The sequence below is a fragment of the Pseudomonas sp. CHM02 genome (assembly GCF_000612585.1).
In the GTDB taxonomy this organism is placed as follows: domain Bacteria; phylum Pseudomonadota; class Gammaproteobacteria; order Pseudomonadales; family Pseudomonadaceae; genus Aquipseudomonas.
The window spans coordinates 50,210-66,972 of sequence record NZ_JFCA01000003.1 but is presented as its reverse complement, the minus strand read 5'-3'; the positions used below and the strand labels follow the sequence as shown (position 1 = coordinate 66,972).

At 63.1% G+C, this 16,763-nt stretch carries 15 protein-coding genes; 6 read left to right on the top strand and 9 right to left on the bottom strand.

The features are described 5' to 3' along the window. Positions 1–3: 3 nt before the first annotated feature. The 6 genes from BM70_RS0102435 to BM70_RS0102410 all read right to left on the bottom strand — a co-directional run bounded on the left by BM70_RS0102435 (position 4) and on the right by BM70_RS0102410 (position 7,296). The gene (locus tag BM70_RS0102435) at positions 4–1,611 is read right to left on the bottom strand and encodes a 5-guanidino-2-oxopentanoate decarboxylase (RefSeq protein ID WP_025854520.1); all 1,608 of its coding nucleotides are present in this window, start codon (positions 1,609–1,611) and stop codon (positions 4–6) included. After that, complete coding sequence (locus tag BM70_RS0102430; protein WP_025854519.1) at positions 1,601–3,709, bottom strand: acetate--CoA ligase family protein; 2,109 nt, start codon at positions 3,707–3,709, stop codon at positions 1,601–1,603. The genes BM70_RS0102435 and BM70_RS0102430 overlap by 11 nt, the downstream gene beginning before the upstream one ends. Before the next feature lie 18 nt (positions 3,710–3,727). Continuing rightward, the gene (locus BM70_RS0102425; protein ID WP_025854518.1) at positions 3,728–4,888 is read right to left on the bottom strand and encodes an acyl-CoA dehydrogenase family protein; all 1,161 of its coding nucleotides are present in this window, start codon (positions 4,886–4,888) and stop codon (positions 3,728–3,730) included. Between the two features lie 27 nt (positions 4,889–4,915). Beyond that, positions 4,916–5,707, bottom strand: coding sequence for an enoyl-CoA hydratase/isomerase family protein (locus BM70_RS0102420; protein WP_025854517.1), 792 nt, complete (start codon positions 5,705–5,707; stop codon positions 4,916–4,918). A 150-nt stretch (positions 5,708–5,857) separates the two neighbouring features. Beyond that, positions 5,858–6,496 carry a TetR family transcriptional regulator C-terminal domain-containing protein gene (locus BM70_RS0102415; RefSeq protein WP_025854516.1) on the bottom strand — a complete coding sequence of 213 codons (639 nt, stop codon included), beginning with the start codon at positions 6,494–6,496 and terminating at the stop codon, positions 5,858–5,860. A 41-nt stretch (positions 6,497–6,537) separates the two neighbouring features. Then, complete coding sequence (locus BM70_RS0102410) at positions 6,538–7,296, bottom strand: class II aldolase/adducin family protein (RefSeq protein ID WP_025854515.1); 759 nt, start codon at positions 7,294–7,296, stop codon at positions 6,538–6,540. Between the two features lie 125 nt (positions 7,297–7,421). On the opposite strand from BM70_RS0102410, the gene BM70_RS0102405 reads away from it, so the two are divergent. Then, complete coding sequence (locus tag BM70_RS0102405) at positions 7,422–9,377, top strand: FAD-dependent oxidoreductase (protein WP_025854514.1); 1,956 nt, start codon at positions 7,422–7,424, stop codon at positions 9,375–9,377. Beyond that, on the top strand, positions 9,365–9,943 hold the full coding sequence (locus BM70_RS0102400) for a cupin domain-containing protein (RefSeq protein ID WP_043274141.1): 579 nt from the start codon (positions 9,365–9,367) through the stop codon (positions 9,941–9,943). The genes BM70_RS0102405 and BM70_RS0102400 overlap by 13 nt, the downstream gene beginning before the upstream one ends. Before the next feature lie 130 nt (positions 9,944–10,073). Here BM70_RS0102400 and BM70_RS0102395 read toward each other — a convergent pair whose 3' ends face one another. The 3 genes from BM70_RS0102395 to BM70_RS0102385 all read right to left on the bottom strand — a co-directional run bounded on the left by BM70_RS0102395 (position 10,074) and on the right by BM70_RS0102385 (position 12,365). Then, positions 10,074–10,841, bottom strand: a complete 768-nt coding sequence (locus BM70_RS0102395) for an outer membrane protein (RefSeq protein WP_025854512.1) — start codon at positions 10,839–10,841, stop codon at positions 10,074–10,076. A gap of 124 nt (positions 10,842–10,965) precedes the next feature. Next, entirely contained in the window at positions 10,966–11,517 is a 552-nt protein-coding gene (locus tag BM70_RS0102390; RefSeq protein ID WP_025854511.1) for a DUF3455 domain-containing protein, read from the bottom strand. A 149-nt stretch (positions 11,518–11,666) separates the two neighbouring features. Beyond that, positions 11,667–12,365, bottom strand: coding sequence for a hypothetical protein (locus BM70_RS0102385; RefSeq protein WP_025854510.1), 699 nt, complete (start codon positions 12,363–12,365; stop codon positions 11,667–11,669). Between the two features lie 274 nt (positions 12,366–12,639). On the opposite strand from BM70_RS0102385, the gene BM70_RS0102380 reads away from it, so the two are divergent. Genes BM70_RS0102380 through BM70_RS0102365 form a run of 4 tightly spaced genes read left to right on the top strand, consistent with a single transcriptional unit; the run spans position 12,640 to position 16,623 of the window. Further along, positions 12,640–13,488, top strand: coding sequence for a hypothetical protein (locus tag BM70_RS0102380; RefSeq protein ID WP_043274140.1), 849 nt, complete (start codon positions 12,640–12,642; stop codon positions 13,486–13,488). Positions 13,489–13,518: 30 nt separating this feature from the next. Then, a complete protein-coding gene (locus BM70_RS0102375) occupies positions 13,519–14,397 on the top strand; it encodes a DUF3365 domain-containing protein (RefSeq protein WP_025854508.1) in 879 nt (292 codons plus the stop codon). Between the two features lie 10 nt (positions 14,398–14,407). Beyond that, positions 14,408–15,811 (top strand): serine/threonine-protein kinase, encoded by a 1,404-nt coding sequence (locus tag BM70_RS0102370; RefSeq protein WP_025854507.1) that lies wholly within the window; start codon positions 14,408–14,410, stop codon positions 15,809–15,811. After that, positions 15,808–16,623, top strand: coding sequence for a PP2C family serine/threonine-protein phosphatase (locus BM70_RS0102365; RefSeq protein WP_025854506.1), 816 nt, complete (start codon positions 15,808–15,810; stop codon positions 16,621–16,623). The genes BM70_RS0102370 and BM70_RS0102365 overlap by 4 nt, the downstream gene beginning before the upstream one ends. Positions 16,624–16,763 lie beyond the last annotated feature (140 nt).

Sequence of the window (16,763 nt, the reverse complement as noted above, 5' to 3'; positions counted from 1 at the left end):
AGGTCAACAGGCACAGGCATGTTTCAGCTCGATCAAGGTCACGCCATTGCGTTTGAACGCGTTGCGCAGGTCCGTCTGCAATTCGTCCAGGTTGCGGGGCTGGTTCACGGTGCAGCCGAACGCCTGGGCGAACAGGGCGAAATTCGGGTTGCGTGGCAGCACGCCGATGGGTTCGATGTCCAGGTTGAGCATGTCATCGCGAATCTGGCCGAGGGCGTCGTTGTTCCACAGCAGCACCACCAGCGGGCTGTCCAGTTCCTCCACGGCGGTGGCCAGTTCCTGGGCGGTATAGAGAAAACCACCATCGCCGACCAACACTAAACCGGGACGTTGCGGCGCACCGAACTTGGCGCCGATACCCGCCGGCAGGCCATAGCCCAAGGTGCCGTAGCCGGTGGGATGCAGCCAGCTGCGTGGGGCACGACTGCGGTAGGCGTAGTTGCCGGTGTAGGCCAACTGGGTCATGTCACTGCTGATAAAGGCGTTGGCCGGAAGCTCGGCTTCGATGCGGTCTAGAATCGCTTGGTGAATCGACTGCAAGGGGCCGTGACCCAACTCGACCGCCTGCAGCAACGCCGACACTTTCGCGCCGGCGGCATCGGCGTTGCGCGGGCTGGACGGCAGGCGTCCCGACAAGGCCTGTACGGTCTGCCGGGCATCGCCGTGCAGCGCCACGCTACAGGGGTAGAAATCATTGAACTTGCGCGGGTCGATGTCCACCCGCAACAGCTCGCCGCCGAGGGGCAAACGCTCGCGCCAATAGTCGGTGTCGGCCATTTCCGTGCCCACTGCGAGCACCACATCCGCCTCGCCGATCAGCTGCCAGCCGGGTTCGATGCACAGGGTGGAACCGGCATTCAGCGGGTCATCGATCGGGAGTAACCCCTTGCCGGCCACGCTGGTGAAGAACGGCGCCGCCAATTGCGTGCTCAAGCGCTGCAACGCCTCGCCTGCCGCCAGCGCGCCACCACCGGCAATGATCATCGGCCGCTTGGCGGCCGAGAGCCTGGCCGCGGCCTCGTCCAAGGCTTCCGCCGACGGCAGGCCACGACCCGGGCGACGCACCACTTCGTTGCTCCAGTCGCGCTTGATCGCTGCGGCCAACACGTCCAGCGGCACCGAGATATGCACCGGGCGTGGTCGCTCACTGTCGAACACCGCGTATGCACGGGCGACCAGTTCGGGCAAATCCTCGGTGCTCAGCGCTACAGCCGAGAACGCGGTGATCGGTGCGGTGATCGCGCGCTGGTCCTGGGTTTCATGCAGGCTGCCCCAGCCTTTGCCAAGGCTTGCCGTGTGATTGACACTGGAAATCACCAGCAGCGGGATCGAATCGGCGTAGGCCTGGCCGATGGCCGTTGCGGCATTGGTCACGCCGGGGCCGGTGATCACAAAGCACACCCCCGGCTTGCCGCTGACCCGTGCATACCCATCGGCCATGAAACCGGCGCCCTGCTCATGGCGCGTGAGCACATGGCGAATGCCACTGCCAGGCAAGCCGCGGTACAGCTCCAGGGTGTGTACGCCGGGGATGCCAAACACTGTGTCGACGCCGTAATTGGCCAGCAACCGCACCAGGGCCTGGCCGCCGGTCAGGGTTTTATCTTGCATGTTCATCTCCTAGACGAATCAACGCATCGACCGCCGTGGCGCCTCGGGCATTGACCAACAATGGGTTCACGTCCAGCTCGAGCAACTGCCCGGCGTTGGCACAGGCGTAGTCGGCTACTGCACGAATCGCTGCCACCAGTGCGTCCATATCCACCCTGTCGCGACCACGAAAGCCTTGCAGCAATGCCGCGCTGCGCAGGCTGAGCAAGGCGTTGCGGATAGCACTGTCGGTGGTCGGCAGCAGCAGGCTGCGGCTGTCCTTGAGCAGCTCCACCAGGATGCCGCCGGCGCCGATCACCAAGGCCAGGCCGAAGTCGTTTTCGCGCTTGATGCCCACGATCAACTCCGCCAACGGTGGCGCCGCCATGGATTCCAGCAGCAGTTGATCGAAGGCGACGTGCGGCGCATAAGCGGCGATGTGCTCGCGCATCTGCTCAAGTGCGGTGCTCAGGGCCATGCCGTTCTGTAGGTTCAGTACCACGGCACCGGCTTCGGTTTTATGCGGCAATTGCGCGCTGACCGCTTTGAGCACCAAGGGATAACCCAGCAGCTCTGCATCGCTGATCGCCCTTCCTGGTGTACTCAGCACTCCGGCTGGCGTGGTCAGGCCGAACGCCCGCAGGGCTTGCTTGGAGGCCCATTCGTCGAGGACCTCACCGCTGCCTGGCAGGCTCCGAGGGCACAAGGGTTCGAGGACCGATTCGCCGCGCTCCAGCAATACGCGACGGTTGTCCTGGTAGTCGGCAATCCGCCCCCACGCCGCCAGCGCGTCCTCCACGCCTTGCAACGCTGCAATACCGTGGGCATGCAGGCGCTCACGGGCATGGGCCGGCAGCAGCTCGGGAAAGGCCGAGGTGACAAACCCGGTCTTGCCATGGCGACTCAGCGCGTCGCAGAACAGTTCCAATAGCAGGTCGCACTCCTTGCGCTCGCCCGTGAAGTCGGCGGGGTAATCCAGCACCAGCATCGCCGCATCGGCACGGGTGCGCAGGGCGGTGTCGAGCATGGCATCGAGGGCTTCACGGTTGCCCCAGATGGCCGTGGTGAAATCCAGCGGGTTGACCAGGTTGGCGTAGCTGGGCAACACCTGCGCCAGTTCAGTGCGCTGGCCTTCATCGAGCTTGGGCAGGGCCAGATGATTGCGTTCGGCATAGTCGGCAATCAGCCCCGCATCGCCACCGGAACAGGCCAACGCAATCAGGCTATTGCCCCCAGGAAGATTGCCGCACGCTGCGGCTTTCAGGGTTTCGACAAAACTCACTGGCCCGCTGACGCGGATCACACCGAGCCGCGCAAACAAGCTGTCGTACAACGCATCGGAGCCGGACAACGAACTGGTGTGACTCAAGGCCAGCTCGGCACCGATCTGCGAAACGCCAGTTTTCAGCGCGATAATCGGGATACCTTTCTCCAGCGCCTTGTGCGCTGCACGGGCAAACCCCGGCACGTTCTTCAAGCCTTCAAGGTGCAGGCCGATCGCGGTAACGCGCGGCTCATCGAGCAGCACATCCATCAATTCGGCAACGCCCAATTGCGCCTGGTTACCCACCGAGGCCATGTAGGCCACCGGCAGCGAACGGTCGCTCATCGACAGGTTGTAGGCAAAGTTGCCGCTCTGGGTCAGCACCGCCACACCCTTCTCCACCGCCTTGCCGCCATGGGCCACCGGCCAGAGTGCCGAGCTGTGCAGGTAGTCGAGCAGGCCGTAGCAGTTGGGGCCAAGCAAGGCCATCTCGCCTGCGGCGTGTAACAACTGTTGTTGCAGCGCCGCCCCACTGGCGCCGGTTTCGGCAAAGCCCGAGGCATAGCAGATGGCGCCACCGGTGCCGATGGCAGCGAGTTCAGCCACGCAGGTAAGCGTCAGTTCACGGTTGGTGGCGATAAACACCGCATCCGGGCCGCACGGCAGGTCGGCGATGCTGCGCACGCAGGGAATACCGTCGAGGCTGTCATGCTGCGGATTGACCAGCCACATCGGCCCGGCGAACCCGCCACCGGCGCAGCGCTTGAGCGCGCGCGCCATGCTGCGCCCGCCCACGAAAGCCAGGTGCCGGGGCGCCAGCAGGCGCTTGAGGTTGTCGCGAATAACCTGGGACATAAGCGTTCTCCGCGCCGATCAGCGCAACAGCGGCCGCAACAGTTCACGGGCGATGATATGGCGCTGGATTTCCGACGTGCCTTCCCAGATCCGCTCGATCCGTGCATTGCGCCAAATGCGCTCCACCGGCCCTTCATCCATCAAGCCCATGCCGCCAAAAATCTGCACCGCCTCGTCAGCGACCTTGCCCAGGGTTTCACTGGCAAACAACTTGGCCATGCCGGCTTCGCCGTCGGTCATACTGCCCTGATCCATTTTCCAGGCGGTGTGCAGGGTCAGCAGTTCAGCTGCGCGGATCTGCGTGGCCATGTCCGCAAGCTTGAAGCTCACGCCTTGATAAGTGCCGATGGGCTGGCCGAACTGTTTGCGGTCCGCCGCCCATTGCAGCGATACATCCAGCGCGCGCTGAGCCTGGCCGACACAGTTGGCGGCAACCATCACGCGGCCGGCGGAGAGCCAGGCGTTGGCCACCTCCCAGCCCTTGCCCACTTCGCCCAGCACTTTGGAGGCCGGCACGCGGCAGTCGTCGAAGAACATTTCATAGGTGTGGTAGCCACGGTTGCTCACGCACTTGGGGCCACGGCGGATGGTCATGCCGGGCGTGCCGCGATCGACCAGGAACGAAGTCACGGCATTGCGTTGCCGACCGTTGTGTTCGTAGGTATCGGTGACCGCGAACACAATGGCGAAATCGGCGTGCCCGGCGTGGCTGATGAAGTGCTTGCTGCCATTGATCACGAAGTCGTCGCCACTGCGCACGGCGCGGGTCTTGATGGCGTTGGCGTCGGAACCGGCGCCGGGTTCGGTGAGGGCAAAACAGTCGATTTTCTTGCCTTGCACACACGGCAACAGGTAGTCGCCAATCTGTGATCCCGTACACGCCATCAGGATCTTGGACGGCCGCGCGACAAACACATGCAGCGCCCACGAGACCTTGGACAACTCCCGCTCGATCAGGGCCTGGGACAGGTAATCCAGGCCACCGCCACCCACCTCTTCCGGCATGTTGAAGGCGTAGAAACCGGCGGCGATCGCCTTGTCGCGAATCTGCGCAGCCAGCTCGGGCGAGACCTCATCGGCACGGTCCACCGCCTCCTCGAAGGGCAGTAATTCCTTGGCAACAAAACTGCGTACCGCGTCCACCAACATGTCTTGTTCTTGGCTGAGCTGGAAATTCATGGCGCTACCTGTTCGAAGGTGTTGTTGTTATTTGCCGCAGAAATTCGGGAGGCGTTTTTCCATGGACGCGCGCAGGGCTTCGGCGCCGTCAGCACTGCGCCCGCACAACAGGCCCGCCGCCAGTTCGGCCTGCAACTGCTCGGGCAGGCTGCGGTCGGCGCCTTCGCGGATCAGGGTCTTGGTCTGGGCGAAGGCGAAGGTCGGGCCGTTGGCCAGTCGGGTGGCGAGGTCGGTGGTGTGAGCCTGGAGTTGATCATCGGCGACCACTTCACCGACCAGGCCGGCAGCCAGGGCGCGGTCGGCACTCCACAGTTCGTCCAGGAACAGCAGGCGCTTGGCCTGCTCGCTGCCAATCAGGCGCGGCAAGTGCCAGCTGGCGCCCGCGTCCGGCGAGTAGGCCATGCTGGTGTAGCCGGCCTTGAAACGCGCCGATTGGGCCGCGATGCGCAGGTCGCAGCACAACGTCAGGTCCATGCCCGCGCCGACAGCGGTGCCGTTGATCGCGGCAATCGTGGGTTTATCGAGGGTGTGCAGGCGGGTCATCAGGGCGTGGGCGGTTTCAGTCCAGCCGTAGGTTTCGAGGGCGCCACGGGCTTCAGCGTCGGCCCACTCGGCCAGGTCGGCACCGGCGCAGAAGCTGCGACCGTTGCCGGTCAAGACCACCACGCGCACAGCGGTATCCGTGTTGAAGGCATCGAGCAAGGTGTGCAGGTGCTTGAGGGTGGGAATGTCCAATGCATTGCGCTGCGGGCCACGGTTGAGGGTGATCCAGGCAATGCCAGCTTGCACATCGGTGAGCACGGGCGAATCGGTCGTCATGGCTTCCTCGAATTATTTTATTTGGCTTGAGGGGTGCGACATGGGCCGATACTAAACGAGTGTTCAGTAAGGAGGCAATCAGCAAACTACAAATATTTTCAGCAGGGAAAATGCCGGCCTGGACGTTGCGCCCAGGCGGCCAGGGAAGGCTCAGGGTTTGAGTTGGAAACGCTGGCGACCGCCCGCCTGCAGGCCATCCACCCAGGCCTCGCAGATCTGGATGCCCTGTTCTGGCGTGAAGGTGCCGGGGTTGAGCCCCGACTCCAGCCACAGCCCGTCGAGCAGTGCGCTCAAACCGATGGCGGCGAGGTCGGCGTCGAAATGCTTCCAGCCCTCCTCCCTGGCCATGTCGGTGAGGGCCGAACGCATGATGGTGCGATACTCGCCATAGGAGTGCTCGTGGGCGAGGTTGATCGCGGGCGCCGTCTTCACCGCGCCCCAGAACACCAGCCAGGCATCCAGCAGGTGCGGGTCCAGCAACTCGGCGGAAAACGAGCCACGGAACAACGCCGACAGGCGTTCCCGCGGGTTCGGCGGCGCCTTGGCCATTGTCTCGCGCAGCAGGCTCATGACTTGGTCGGTGATGGTGCGGTAGGCCTCGGCCACCAGTTCATCCTTGCCCGAATAGTGATGGCTGATCAGCCCCACCGACACCCCGGCCTCGGCACTGATCTTGCGGATCGACGCCCCCTGGAAACCATCACGCTTGAGACACGTGAGCGTGGCCTGGACCAGATTGGCCTTGCGCAATTCCGGCTCCATCCTGGAAAAACGGGATTCCTGGGTCATACGGCGGTTTCCTTGGGTTGAGTCGGCAGCACGACTCTACATCAGTCGCGATACCCCGGCGACACCCGATCCAGCATCCGCAGCAATGCAGCCCAGGCCAACTGCATGGCGTCCACGTCAACCAACTCGCCCTCCTCCAGCGGTCGGCCAGGGTTGTTGAATTGCTGCTCGGTGTAGGCGCAGACCTCGGCGGACGGTAGCACCAGCGGGCCGCACGCCTGGGCCGCGATCTGGATATCGCAGGCCTTCTCCAGGTAATACATGCGCAGGAACGCCTGGCTGACCGTCTCGCCGACGGTGAGCAAACCGTGGTTGCGCAGCATCAGCACCGGCTTGTCGCCCAGGTCCTGTAGGAGCCTCTGCTGCTCCGCCATGTCCAGGGCCACGCCTTCGTAGTCGTGGTAGGCGACCTTGCCGTAGAACTCCATGGAGATCTGGTTCACCGGCAACAACCCGCACTCCAGCGCGGCCACCGCACAGCCTGCACGGGTGTGGGTGTGCAATACGCACTGGGCGTCTTCACGCGCGCCGTGGATCGCGCTGTGGATCACAAAACCCGCCGGGTTGACCGCATAGGCCGAGGGCTCCACGGCGCGGCCGTCCAAGCCGATCTTGACCAGGCTGGACGCGGTGATTTCATCGAACATCAGCCCGTAGGGGTTGATCAGGAAGTCATGCTCGGGCCCGGGAATGCGCACCGAGATATGCGTGAAAATCAGGTCGCTCATGCGGTAGTGCGCGATCAATCGATAGCAGGCGGCGAGCTGTTCACGCAGCTGCCGTTCGGTGGAGTGCGTCATTTTTATTCTCCAGGCACGGGGTGGTCAACGGCGACGCTAATCCAGCCGCCAGTAAAAAAACAAGTTGATTTTTTACTGAGGCTCGCCTCCTATACAACAATAACAGCGCCTGGAGTATTCGCACCATGTCGCACCCGGCCTTCCCCCATCTGTTCGAGCCGCTGGTACTGCGCGGCAAGCGCCTGAAAAACCGCATCATGTCCAGCGGGCATGACACCTCGATGCCCACCGATAACCGCGTCAATGCGCAATTGATCGCCTACCACCGCGCCCGCGCCGAAGGCGGTGTGGGACTGATCGTGTTGCAGGTGGCCGGGGTACATGACAGCGCTCGGTACACCTCCCATGTGCTGATGGCGACTGACGACGGCTGCATCGACGGCTACCGCGCACTGGCCGATACCTGCCATGCCCAGGGCACCGTGATGCTGTCGCAGATCTTCCATCCCGGGCGGGAAATCATGGAGTCGGCCGATGGCTTGCTGGCCGTGGCGTACTCGGCGTCGGGCGTGCCCAATGAACGCTTTCGCGTGATGCCGCGGGCGCTGGACCAGGCGATGATCGACGAGATCGTCGCGGGTTATGCAGCAGCGGCCAGGCGCCTGCATCAGGCCGGTATCGACGGGGTTGAAGTGGTCGCCAGCCATGGGTACTTGCCGGCGCAGTTTCTCAACCCTCGGGTGAACCGACGCAGTGATGATTACAACGGCTCCCTGGAGCATCGACTGAAGTTCTTGAGAGACATCATCGCGGCGGTCCGGGCCGCCACCGACGAACACTTCATCATCGGCCTGCGCATTTCGGCGGATGAACGCGATGCCGAGGGGCTCACCGAAACCGAATCCCTGGAGGCCGTGCAAAGCCTGCAGACACAGCTGGATTACGTGCATATCGTCGCGGGTACATCAGCGTCCCTGGGCGGCGCGATCCATATCGTGCCGCCCATGGCGATTGCCGCCGCGTACCTTGCCGATGAGGCGGCGACGTTCAAGGCCAGCCTGTCGATTCCGCTCTTCGTCACCGGGCGGATCAACCAGCCTCAGGAGGCCGAACTGATCCTGGCGCGCGGCCAGGCCGATGTCTGCGGCATGACGCGGGCGTTGATCTGCGACCCCCTGATGCCGGCCAAAACCCTCGAGGGCCGCGCCGAAGATGTGCGCGCGTGCATCGCCTGCAACCAAGCCTGCATCGGTCATTTTCACAAGGGGCTGCCAATCTCCTGCATCCAGCATCCGGAGACCGGCCGCGAGCTGATATTTGGCGCGTTGCAAGGGGCGTTGAAGCGCAAACGCATCATGGTGGTGGGCGCAGGCCCGGCGGGCATGAAAGCCGCGGCGGTCGCCGCGCAACGCGGGCATGCGGTGACACTGTACGAGGCGAGCGGCCAACTCGGCGGGCAAGTGTTGCTGGCACAGTTGCTGCCACGGCGCAGCGAATTCGGCGGGGCCAGCACCAACCTGCAACGCGAGATGCAGCTGGCGGGTGTACGGGTGGTGCGCAATACCCGGGTCGACCGTGCCCTGGTAGAACAGGAACGTCCCGATCACGTCATCATCGCCACCGGCGCCGAACCTTACTGGCCAACCTTCGAGCAAGGCGGTGAACTGCAAGTGGTGGATGCCTGGCAGGTGCTGCGCGACCAGGCTCCCCTGGGGCGTTCGGTGGTGGTGGTCGACTGGCGTTGCGACTGGATCGGCCCGGGTATCGCCGAGCGCCTGGTGCGCGCCGGCCATCAGGTGCAACTGGCGGTCAACGGCACCCACTGCGGGGAAAGCCTGCCGCTGTATGTGCGCGATCAATTGGCGGGCGAACTGCATCGGCTGGGGATCCCGATCATCCCTTACGCCCGCCTCTACGGCTGCGACGACACCACGGTCTACCTGCAACACACCGCCAGCGGCGAACCGATGCTGCTGGAGAATATCGATACCCTGGTGTTGTGCCAGGGGCACCAGCCGGTGGACACTCTGGGCGCGGAGCTGCAAGGTCTGGTGCCCTTTGATCGCATCGGCGACTGCCTGGCCCCGCGCACCGCCGAAGAGGCAATCTACGAAGGACTCAAGGTAGCGTGGAACCTGTGACAGACGAACCCCAGCAACTGTTTCTCGGCACGCGCATCCGCGGCCTGCGCAAGGCGCGTGGGCTGACCCTCACGGCCCTGGCGCAGGCGAGCGAATTGACCGCCGGTTACCTCAGCCAGTTGGAACGTAACCTGGCCTATCCATCGATCCCGGCACTGTTCAACATTGCCCGCAGCCTGGGCGTGACGACCCAGTGGTTCTTCGCCAGCGAAACCGTGCCGGCGATCGAAGACGAAGGCTACGTGGTCCGTAGGGGCAACCGCCAAAGCATTCATTACGAAGATGGCATCGTCGACGAACTGTTGACGCCCCTGCCCAACCACCAGCTGGAAATGCTGCAATCAAGCTTTCCGCCCGGCACCTACAGCCAGCAGAGCTACAGCCATGAAGGCGAAGAAGCGGGCTATGTGCTCAGCGGTCGGTTCGAGCTGTGGGTGGGTGAGCGACATTTTCTGCTGGAGGCGGGCGACAGTTTCAGCTTTGCCAGCAGTGAACCCCATCGGTACGGCAACCCCGGAAAAGTGACAACCGTGGTGATCTGGATCATCACGCCGCCGACGTTTTAAGCCGCTGGTAGGAATGAGAACTGTCCCCCGGGAACTGTCGACAATGGCAAGGCGCGACAGGGCCAGTTCCACCCACACCGCCCTGCGCGCCCGATGAAAGCCGAAAGCCTTTGCGCCTGAGGCGCCGACGTCAGTCAAACTTCCAGTTCAACCCGACGCGCAACATCTGCCCGTCGTTCTTGAACTTGGAATCGTAACCAGTCCCAGCCCCGCCACTGCCCGGAATCACCGCCACGTTCAGCTTGTCTTCTCCCAGGTCGTAGTACAGGTATTCGGTCTTGAACGAGAGGTTCCTGGTAATCGCCTGTTCGATCCCCGCCCCCACGGTATAGCCCATCTTGAAGTGGCTCTGGTCGCCGCTGAACTGGGTATTGCCGGTAGGGCCGAACATGTCGACGCTCTGGCTGGTTTCACCGTAGGCCAGACCCGCAGTGCCGTAGATCAGGGTGTGGTCGAACGCATAACCAAAGCGCCCGCGCAGGGTGCCAAGGTATTTGATCTTCGATTCAAACGTGTTGTTCAGCGCCAGCCTGGTATTGAGCTGTGCCGTGCCGATATTGCGGCGGTCTTGCAGGTCGGTGTGGGAGATATCCGCTTCGATACCGGCGACCCACTGGCCGAACTGGTAGTTGTAACCTATCTGCAGGCCACCCAGCAGACCGTTGCGGTCCAGGTCCACCCGACCAGGGCGTGCGCCGCCGTTGATGTTGGCGATGTTAGGTGCGGCCTGGCCTTTGGTAGTGACGTCACCGTCACCACCAAAGCCGTAGCCGGCGCTCAACCCGCCGTAGAAACCGGTCCAGTCAGTGGGGCCTTCGGACGAGTAGGCGTCCGCCGCCTGGGCGCCGGCCGAAGCAACAACAGTCAGTGCCGTAGCGGCAAGTAAACGAGTGATCATGTGTAAAGCTCCTAGGTTTTTTTGGTTGTGTTACGGGCACAGCGTTGCCGCACACCGAAGGCAATCGGCGCGAGGCGTGAAGTCAAATCGGGGGGACTGACGAGCCGAACGGCTCGGGGTGGTGCTATTGGCCGAGGAAGCGATAATCCGCGCTGTAGGGTTCAAGGTGAAGTTCACCCACTTGGGCGCAACTGCCACTGAATACACCCCCCTGGGTATGCAGACGCTCCACCGCCATCACCTGCGCCAGCCCACCCTCTCCCTGGTGCGTCACCACGTTGAGGCGCAACAGCGAGATATCGTTGGCAGTGGCTCCCGGTGCCTGGGCGACAACCTTGCCGACCACCGCACTGAGGTCATCCAGTTGCCAGGTTGGCCCGGCAAAGTGTCGGCCGACGGTCTTGCCGTTGATCATCAGCGTCGCCAGCGGCTCACGAAACTGCCAAGCACGTTGCCCGCTGTTGTCCTGGACACAGGTATAAATCTGCACACCGTCAGCCCGCACCGTCATCAGCACTTTCCTGGCGGCGCCATCGGCCGGTTCCGGCAGGTCCTGTGCCTGAGCCCGCTGCGCATCGATCGCACAGAGCACCAGCACAATCAGGCCGATCACTTGCACGACCAGAAGCGCCAGGCGATTGCGGCGCGCCAGGGTGTCAGGGTCGGTGTCACTCATTTTGCGCCTGCCAGGAGAAGAGTCGAGAAGGGTCTGGTCAATCATCTTGGAATCCATCGGTAGCGGCTGGTTGTCAGCGTCTGCAGGATGAACAATCGACCCGGCCCCTTTATTCCCGACAATTTTCCACGCAGCGTAAAAACCTTTGTTTACCAGACTTCGATCGCTCGCTCGGGAAGCTTGCTGGCGGGTATCGGCAAGGCTTTGCCGCTGTGCACCACAGCCTGGCGCGGTGACTCGTATTTGAGGTTCGGCACGGGGATCCGCCCTCCTCCGCGGACCGTTTGTGCACCGTTCATTTGGAACGTGCCATAGGCGAAATTCAGCCCCACACCGTTCTGGCGCTGGAAGTAAATCCACCAGCGGCCTTCCTCGAATTTCATGAACGCGAATCCGCGCGGATAGGCATCTTCGCCATAGTCGTCAAACGTCATCGCCGTGGCGAACCCCAGGCCATGGCCGTCAGACCGGCTGAGGTATTCCTTGTTCAAGTAGTCGCTGCCACCCTGTACGTGAAACACGCGGTAGGTAAGCTCATCAATCTGGTCGATCAGGATCGAACACCCACTGAAGTCCGGTGTGAATACATACCCGGTCGCCCCCGGGTTGGCCGGGATATCGCAAAAACCGCCCTGAGGTACCCAGTGGCCCATCAATGGCCGCTCGATCTTGCCGAATTCGCCCGGTTTATCGAGGGTTGCCAACCGATACCCACCGGCCTTGTGGTCGTTGACATCGAACACATTGATACCCGCTACCAGCCCGGGAGGAATGCGCTTGGCAGTCATGAAATTCTGTTGCAGGAAAGTCTTGGTCGTTGAAAACGCGTTCATGCATTTGGTCGTCATAAGCGCTCCGGCTAGTAGGAAGGTGCAGACGTCTCGCCAATCCCTGCAAACGCCGTTCGAATCACGGGAAACCATGCAAAGAACACGCTTCGCGAGCGCTTTATTCCATGATTTCGCTTAATCGGATTCCGCCTTTTCCATGCAGATAATTGTCTTCGTTCCCGGCCCTTCCAGCCGGTAGCCTTCGGCCCTGCGTTGCCTTGCGCACGCACGAACACCGGCTGTAGCTACAGCATCGGTGCCTGCCCCCCAGTGCTCGATAGATGGCGCCCACGTGAAAAAACTTTCGATAGTCCTATTGCTTGCCGGTCTGCTCCCGTTGCCGCCGGCCCTGGCGGCGCCAGCCAATATCGGCGTGATTGCCTATGCAGAAAAACCGCTGAAGCTGATACGCGCTACCACGCTCTACAGCGTGGGCGCAGGCACGCGGCTGCAAGGGGGCGATATCCTGCAAACCGGCAACGCCGGCATTCAGATCGAAGGCCTCGCCTCGACCACCCTCGCGTTGGGGCCGGACACCCGTATCCTGATCGCCACCAACCGCACGGCCGCACAGATCAACCTGCTCAGTGGCTGGCTGAAACTGCAACCGGCCGCGGACAGCACTCACACCCGTCTGGCCGTGACCACGGGTGCCCTGGCCTTCACCGTCACCCAAAGCGCCAGCGTAATCCACGTGACCCCACGTCAAACCGAGATGTTCGTTGAAGACGGCAGCCAAGTGGTCAACGAACTCGACGCCCATGGCAAAAGCGACCATAGCGTCACCCTGGGCCACGAAGACTTTGCGCAACGCAGCGCAGGCAGCGCCCTGAAGACAGTGCCGCGCCCCGAGCAAGCCTTCATCGACGCCCTGCCCCGCCAGTTCCTCGACCCGCTGGTGCCGCTCGGCAAGAAAATCCCGGCCGCAGCCGAACCCGGCAAGGAGCGGGACGTGACCTATGACGATATCGCGCCCTGGGTCGTCAGCCCGCTCAACCTCAGCCAGCAGATGCTCGCCAGCCGCTTCGCCCCGCGCCTCAATGACCCGACATTCCGCCAGGCGGTGAAGGTCAATCGCGGTGGCGTGCTGGAGTGGGAACGGGAGCTGCTGCGCCTGGAACGCCGCAGAAATACGCACTGACATCCACCACGCCGGTCCCCGAAGGTCCTTATGAAACTGTCGCTCGCGGTCAAATTCAACGTGGTGTTCCTGGCGGTGTTTATCGTCGGATTTATCGCCACCAGCCTTTCAACCCATTACCTGTTGCAACAGAGCGCGCGCCGGGAAACCCTGGAAACCGCACGCATGCTGATGCGCTCGGCCTCCGCCGCCAGCACCTACACGGCCGAGCAGATCGTGCCGCTTTTGGAGAACCGCTTGAAGTTCCAGTTCCTGCCGCAATCGGTGCCGGACTTCGCCGCCATCTCGCACCTGCAGGAACTGCTCAAGTCTTACCCGGACTATGCCTACAAGGAGGCCACACTCAACCCCACCAACCCGCGCGACCTGGCCAACGAGTGGGAGAAAACCCTGATCAGCACCCTGCGCAGCCAGCCGCAAACCGATGAGATGGTGGGAGAGCGTGCGGATGAAAAAGGCACGTCGCTGTACATTGCGCGACCGATCCAGATCAAGGACGCGGCCTGCCTTGCGTGCCACAGCACACCGGACGCGGCGCCGAAAACCATGGTCGACATCTATGGGCCGGTCAACGGTTTCGGCTGGAAACTCAACGATACCATCGGCGCCCAACTGGTCTCGGTACCGCTGGACCTGCCGCTGCAACGCGCCAGGAGCCTGCTGCACAGCTACATGTTGTCGATGCTGGGGATCTTCGCCGTGCTGTTCGTGGCTCTGAACGTGGCGGTGCACCTGTTTGTCACCCGACGCCTGCGGCAGATGTCGGCACTGGCTGACCGCGTCAGCCTGGGGGAAACCGACGTGCCGCCGATGGACGTCAGCGGCAACGACGAGTTGGCACGCCTGGGCCAGTCCTTCGGTCGCATGCGCACCAGCCTGGTCAGTGCCATGAAGATGCTTGAGGAATAGGGCCGCGATCATGCTTGAACAACTCGGCAAATACCGGATAGACAGCGTGCTCGGCAAAGGCGCCATGGGCACGGTGTACAAGGCGTTCGATCCGAATATCGCGCGTACCGTGGCGCTCAAGACCATCCGCAAGGAACTGTTCGGCGACAGCCAGCACGCCGAGCTGGTCAGTCGCTTCAAGAACGAAGCCCAGGCCGCCGGCCGCTTGATGCACCCCAACATCGTCACCGTGTACGACTATGGCGAGGACGAAGGCTCGGCGTACATCGCCATGGAATTCATCGAAGGTACACCGCTCAATACCCTGCTGGCCGCGCAGCCGCCGCGCGACCTCAACCACAGCCTCGGCTGGATGCGCCAGTTGCTGCTGGCCCTGGAGTACGCGCACTCAAAGGGCGTGGTGCACCGCGATATCAAGCCGGCCAACCTGCTGATCACCGCCGACAACCACGTCAAGGTCACCGACTTTGGCGTAGCGCGCCTGGACTCTTCCACCCTCACCCAGACGGGTTCGATGATCGGCACCCCGAGCTACATGTCGCCGGAACAGTTCTGCGGCGAATTGATCGACGGTCGCTCCGATGTGTTTTCCGCCGGCATCGTGCTGTACCAGTTGCTCACGGGTGAGCGGCCATTCTCCGGCTCGGCAACCATGGTCATGCAGCAGATCCTTAACCAGACACCGGTGGCACCGTCGAGCCTGAACCTGGCCCTCGACCCGGCGCTGGACAGCGTGATCGCGCGCGCCCTGGCCAAGCGTCCGGCCGACCGCTACCCTTCGGCGCAGGCCTTCCTGGATGACCTCGAAGCCCTGCTCGGCACGACCACCGGGCGCTGGACCACCGCCGAGATCGACGACGACCGCACCATACTGATGCGCCCCAACCAACCCTTGAGCAGCGGCGTGAGCCCGCTGGCGACCGAAGCGGTGGAGACCCTGACGCCGTGGAAACTGGCCGTGATGCCCGAACTCGAATCGCTGTTGTCCCACCAGATCGGTCCACTCGCCCGCTTCCTGGTGCGCAAGAGCCTCAATACCGCTGACGATTTCGAAGAGATCTGCGCCGCGCTGTTGCCGCATATTCCCTCGGAGCGTGGCCGTGAACAGTTCGCCAGTGCCAGCCACTCACTGTTTCAACGCCTCAACCCACCGACTGTTGCCCCCGCGACCATTATCGAACCCACCGCGATTGCCCACCCCACCGAGGTGACAGACGCACAGGTCGACCCCGACTTTGCGCACATGGCCGAACGCCGCCTGGCCGTAATGATCGGCCCCATCGCACGCATCGTGGTCAGCCGTGCCCTGCGTGCGACTTCAATGCGCCAACCCTTTGTGCAACGGTTGGCCGACTCTATCGAGAGCGAGGCCCAGCGCCTGGCCTTCCTCAACAGCTTCGAGCCCCTGCCATGACCGACTCCCCCCTAAGCGCCTGCGGGCCCCATCAGCTGGCTTGCGCGATCGCCTTTGGGGCCAGTGATGCCGGTACGGTGCGCCAGAGCAACGAAGACAATTTTCTGGTGGAGCCGCGCCTTGGGTTGTTCGCCGTGGCCGATGGCATGGGCGGCCACGAAGCGGGCGCCCTGGCCAGCACCGAAGCGCTGCTCAGCTTGCGCCAGGCGCTCAACACCCACAGCGTCGATTCACTCGACGACAGTGGCGACCCGGATGCCACCTGGTCAGACCCGGACATGCAAGCCGCCAGCCGCCTGCACAACGCCATCGACCACGTGAACCAGTGCGTCTATCAGCAGAACGTGGCCCGCCAGATGAGCGAAGGCAGCGGCATGGGCACCACCCTCACCGGCGTATGGCGCCCGCAAGCCGATGGGCCGCTGCTGGTGTTCCATGTGGGCGACAGCCGCCTGTACCGCTACCGCGACGGCGAATTGAGCCTGCTGACCCGCGACCAGACCTGGTACCAGCAGGCCCTTGAGGCCGGCAAGGTCGACCGCTTGCCCGCGCGCAACCTGTTACTGCAAGCCATCGGCCCGGGCCCACGTGTGGAGCCGCAAGTGCGCGTGCAACCGGTCCAGCCGAACGACCTGCTGATGCTCTGCAGTGACGGCCTGCACGGTTGCGTCCCACACCAGGAAATGACCCAGGTGCTGGCCCTCGCCCACCGCGAGACGCTGGACATCGCATGCCAGCGACTGATCCACCTCACCCGCGAATACGCCGGGCGCGACAATGTCACTGTGCTTCTTGCCTGGTTCGACACATAAAGCCGCTCGTTGGTCAGCGGATCCAATTCCCCCGGTGCGATGATTTCCTTGAGGCTTTCCCAGGTGCGGCGCAGGGTCGGCGCGCCGCCCATTCGTGACCTGCGGTAAAGAGTCCTTTTCGGATTCGGCGGTTTTTCTGA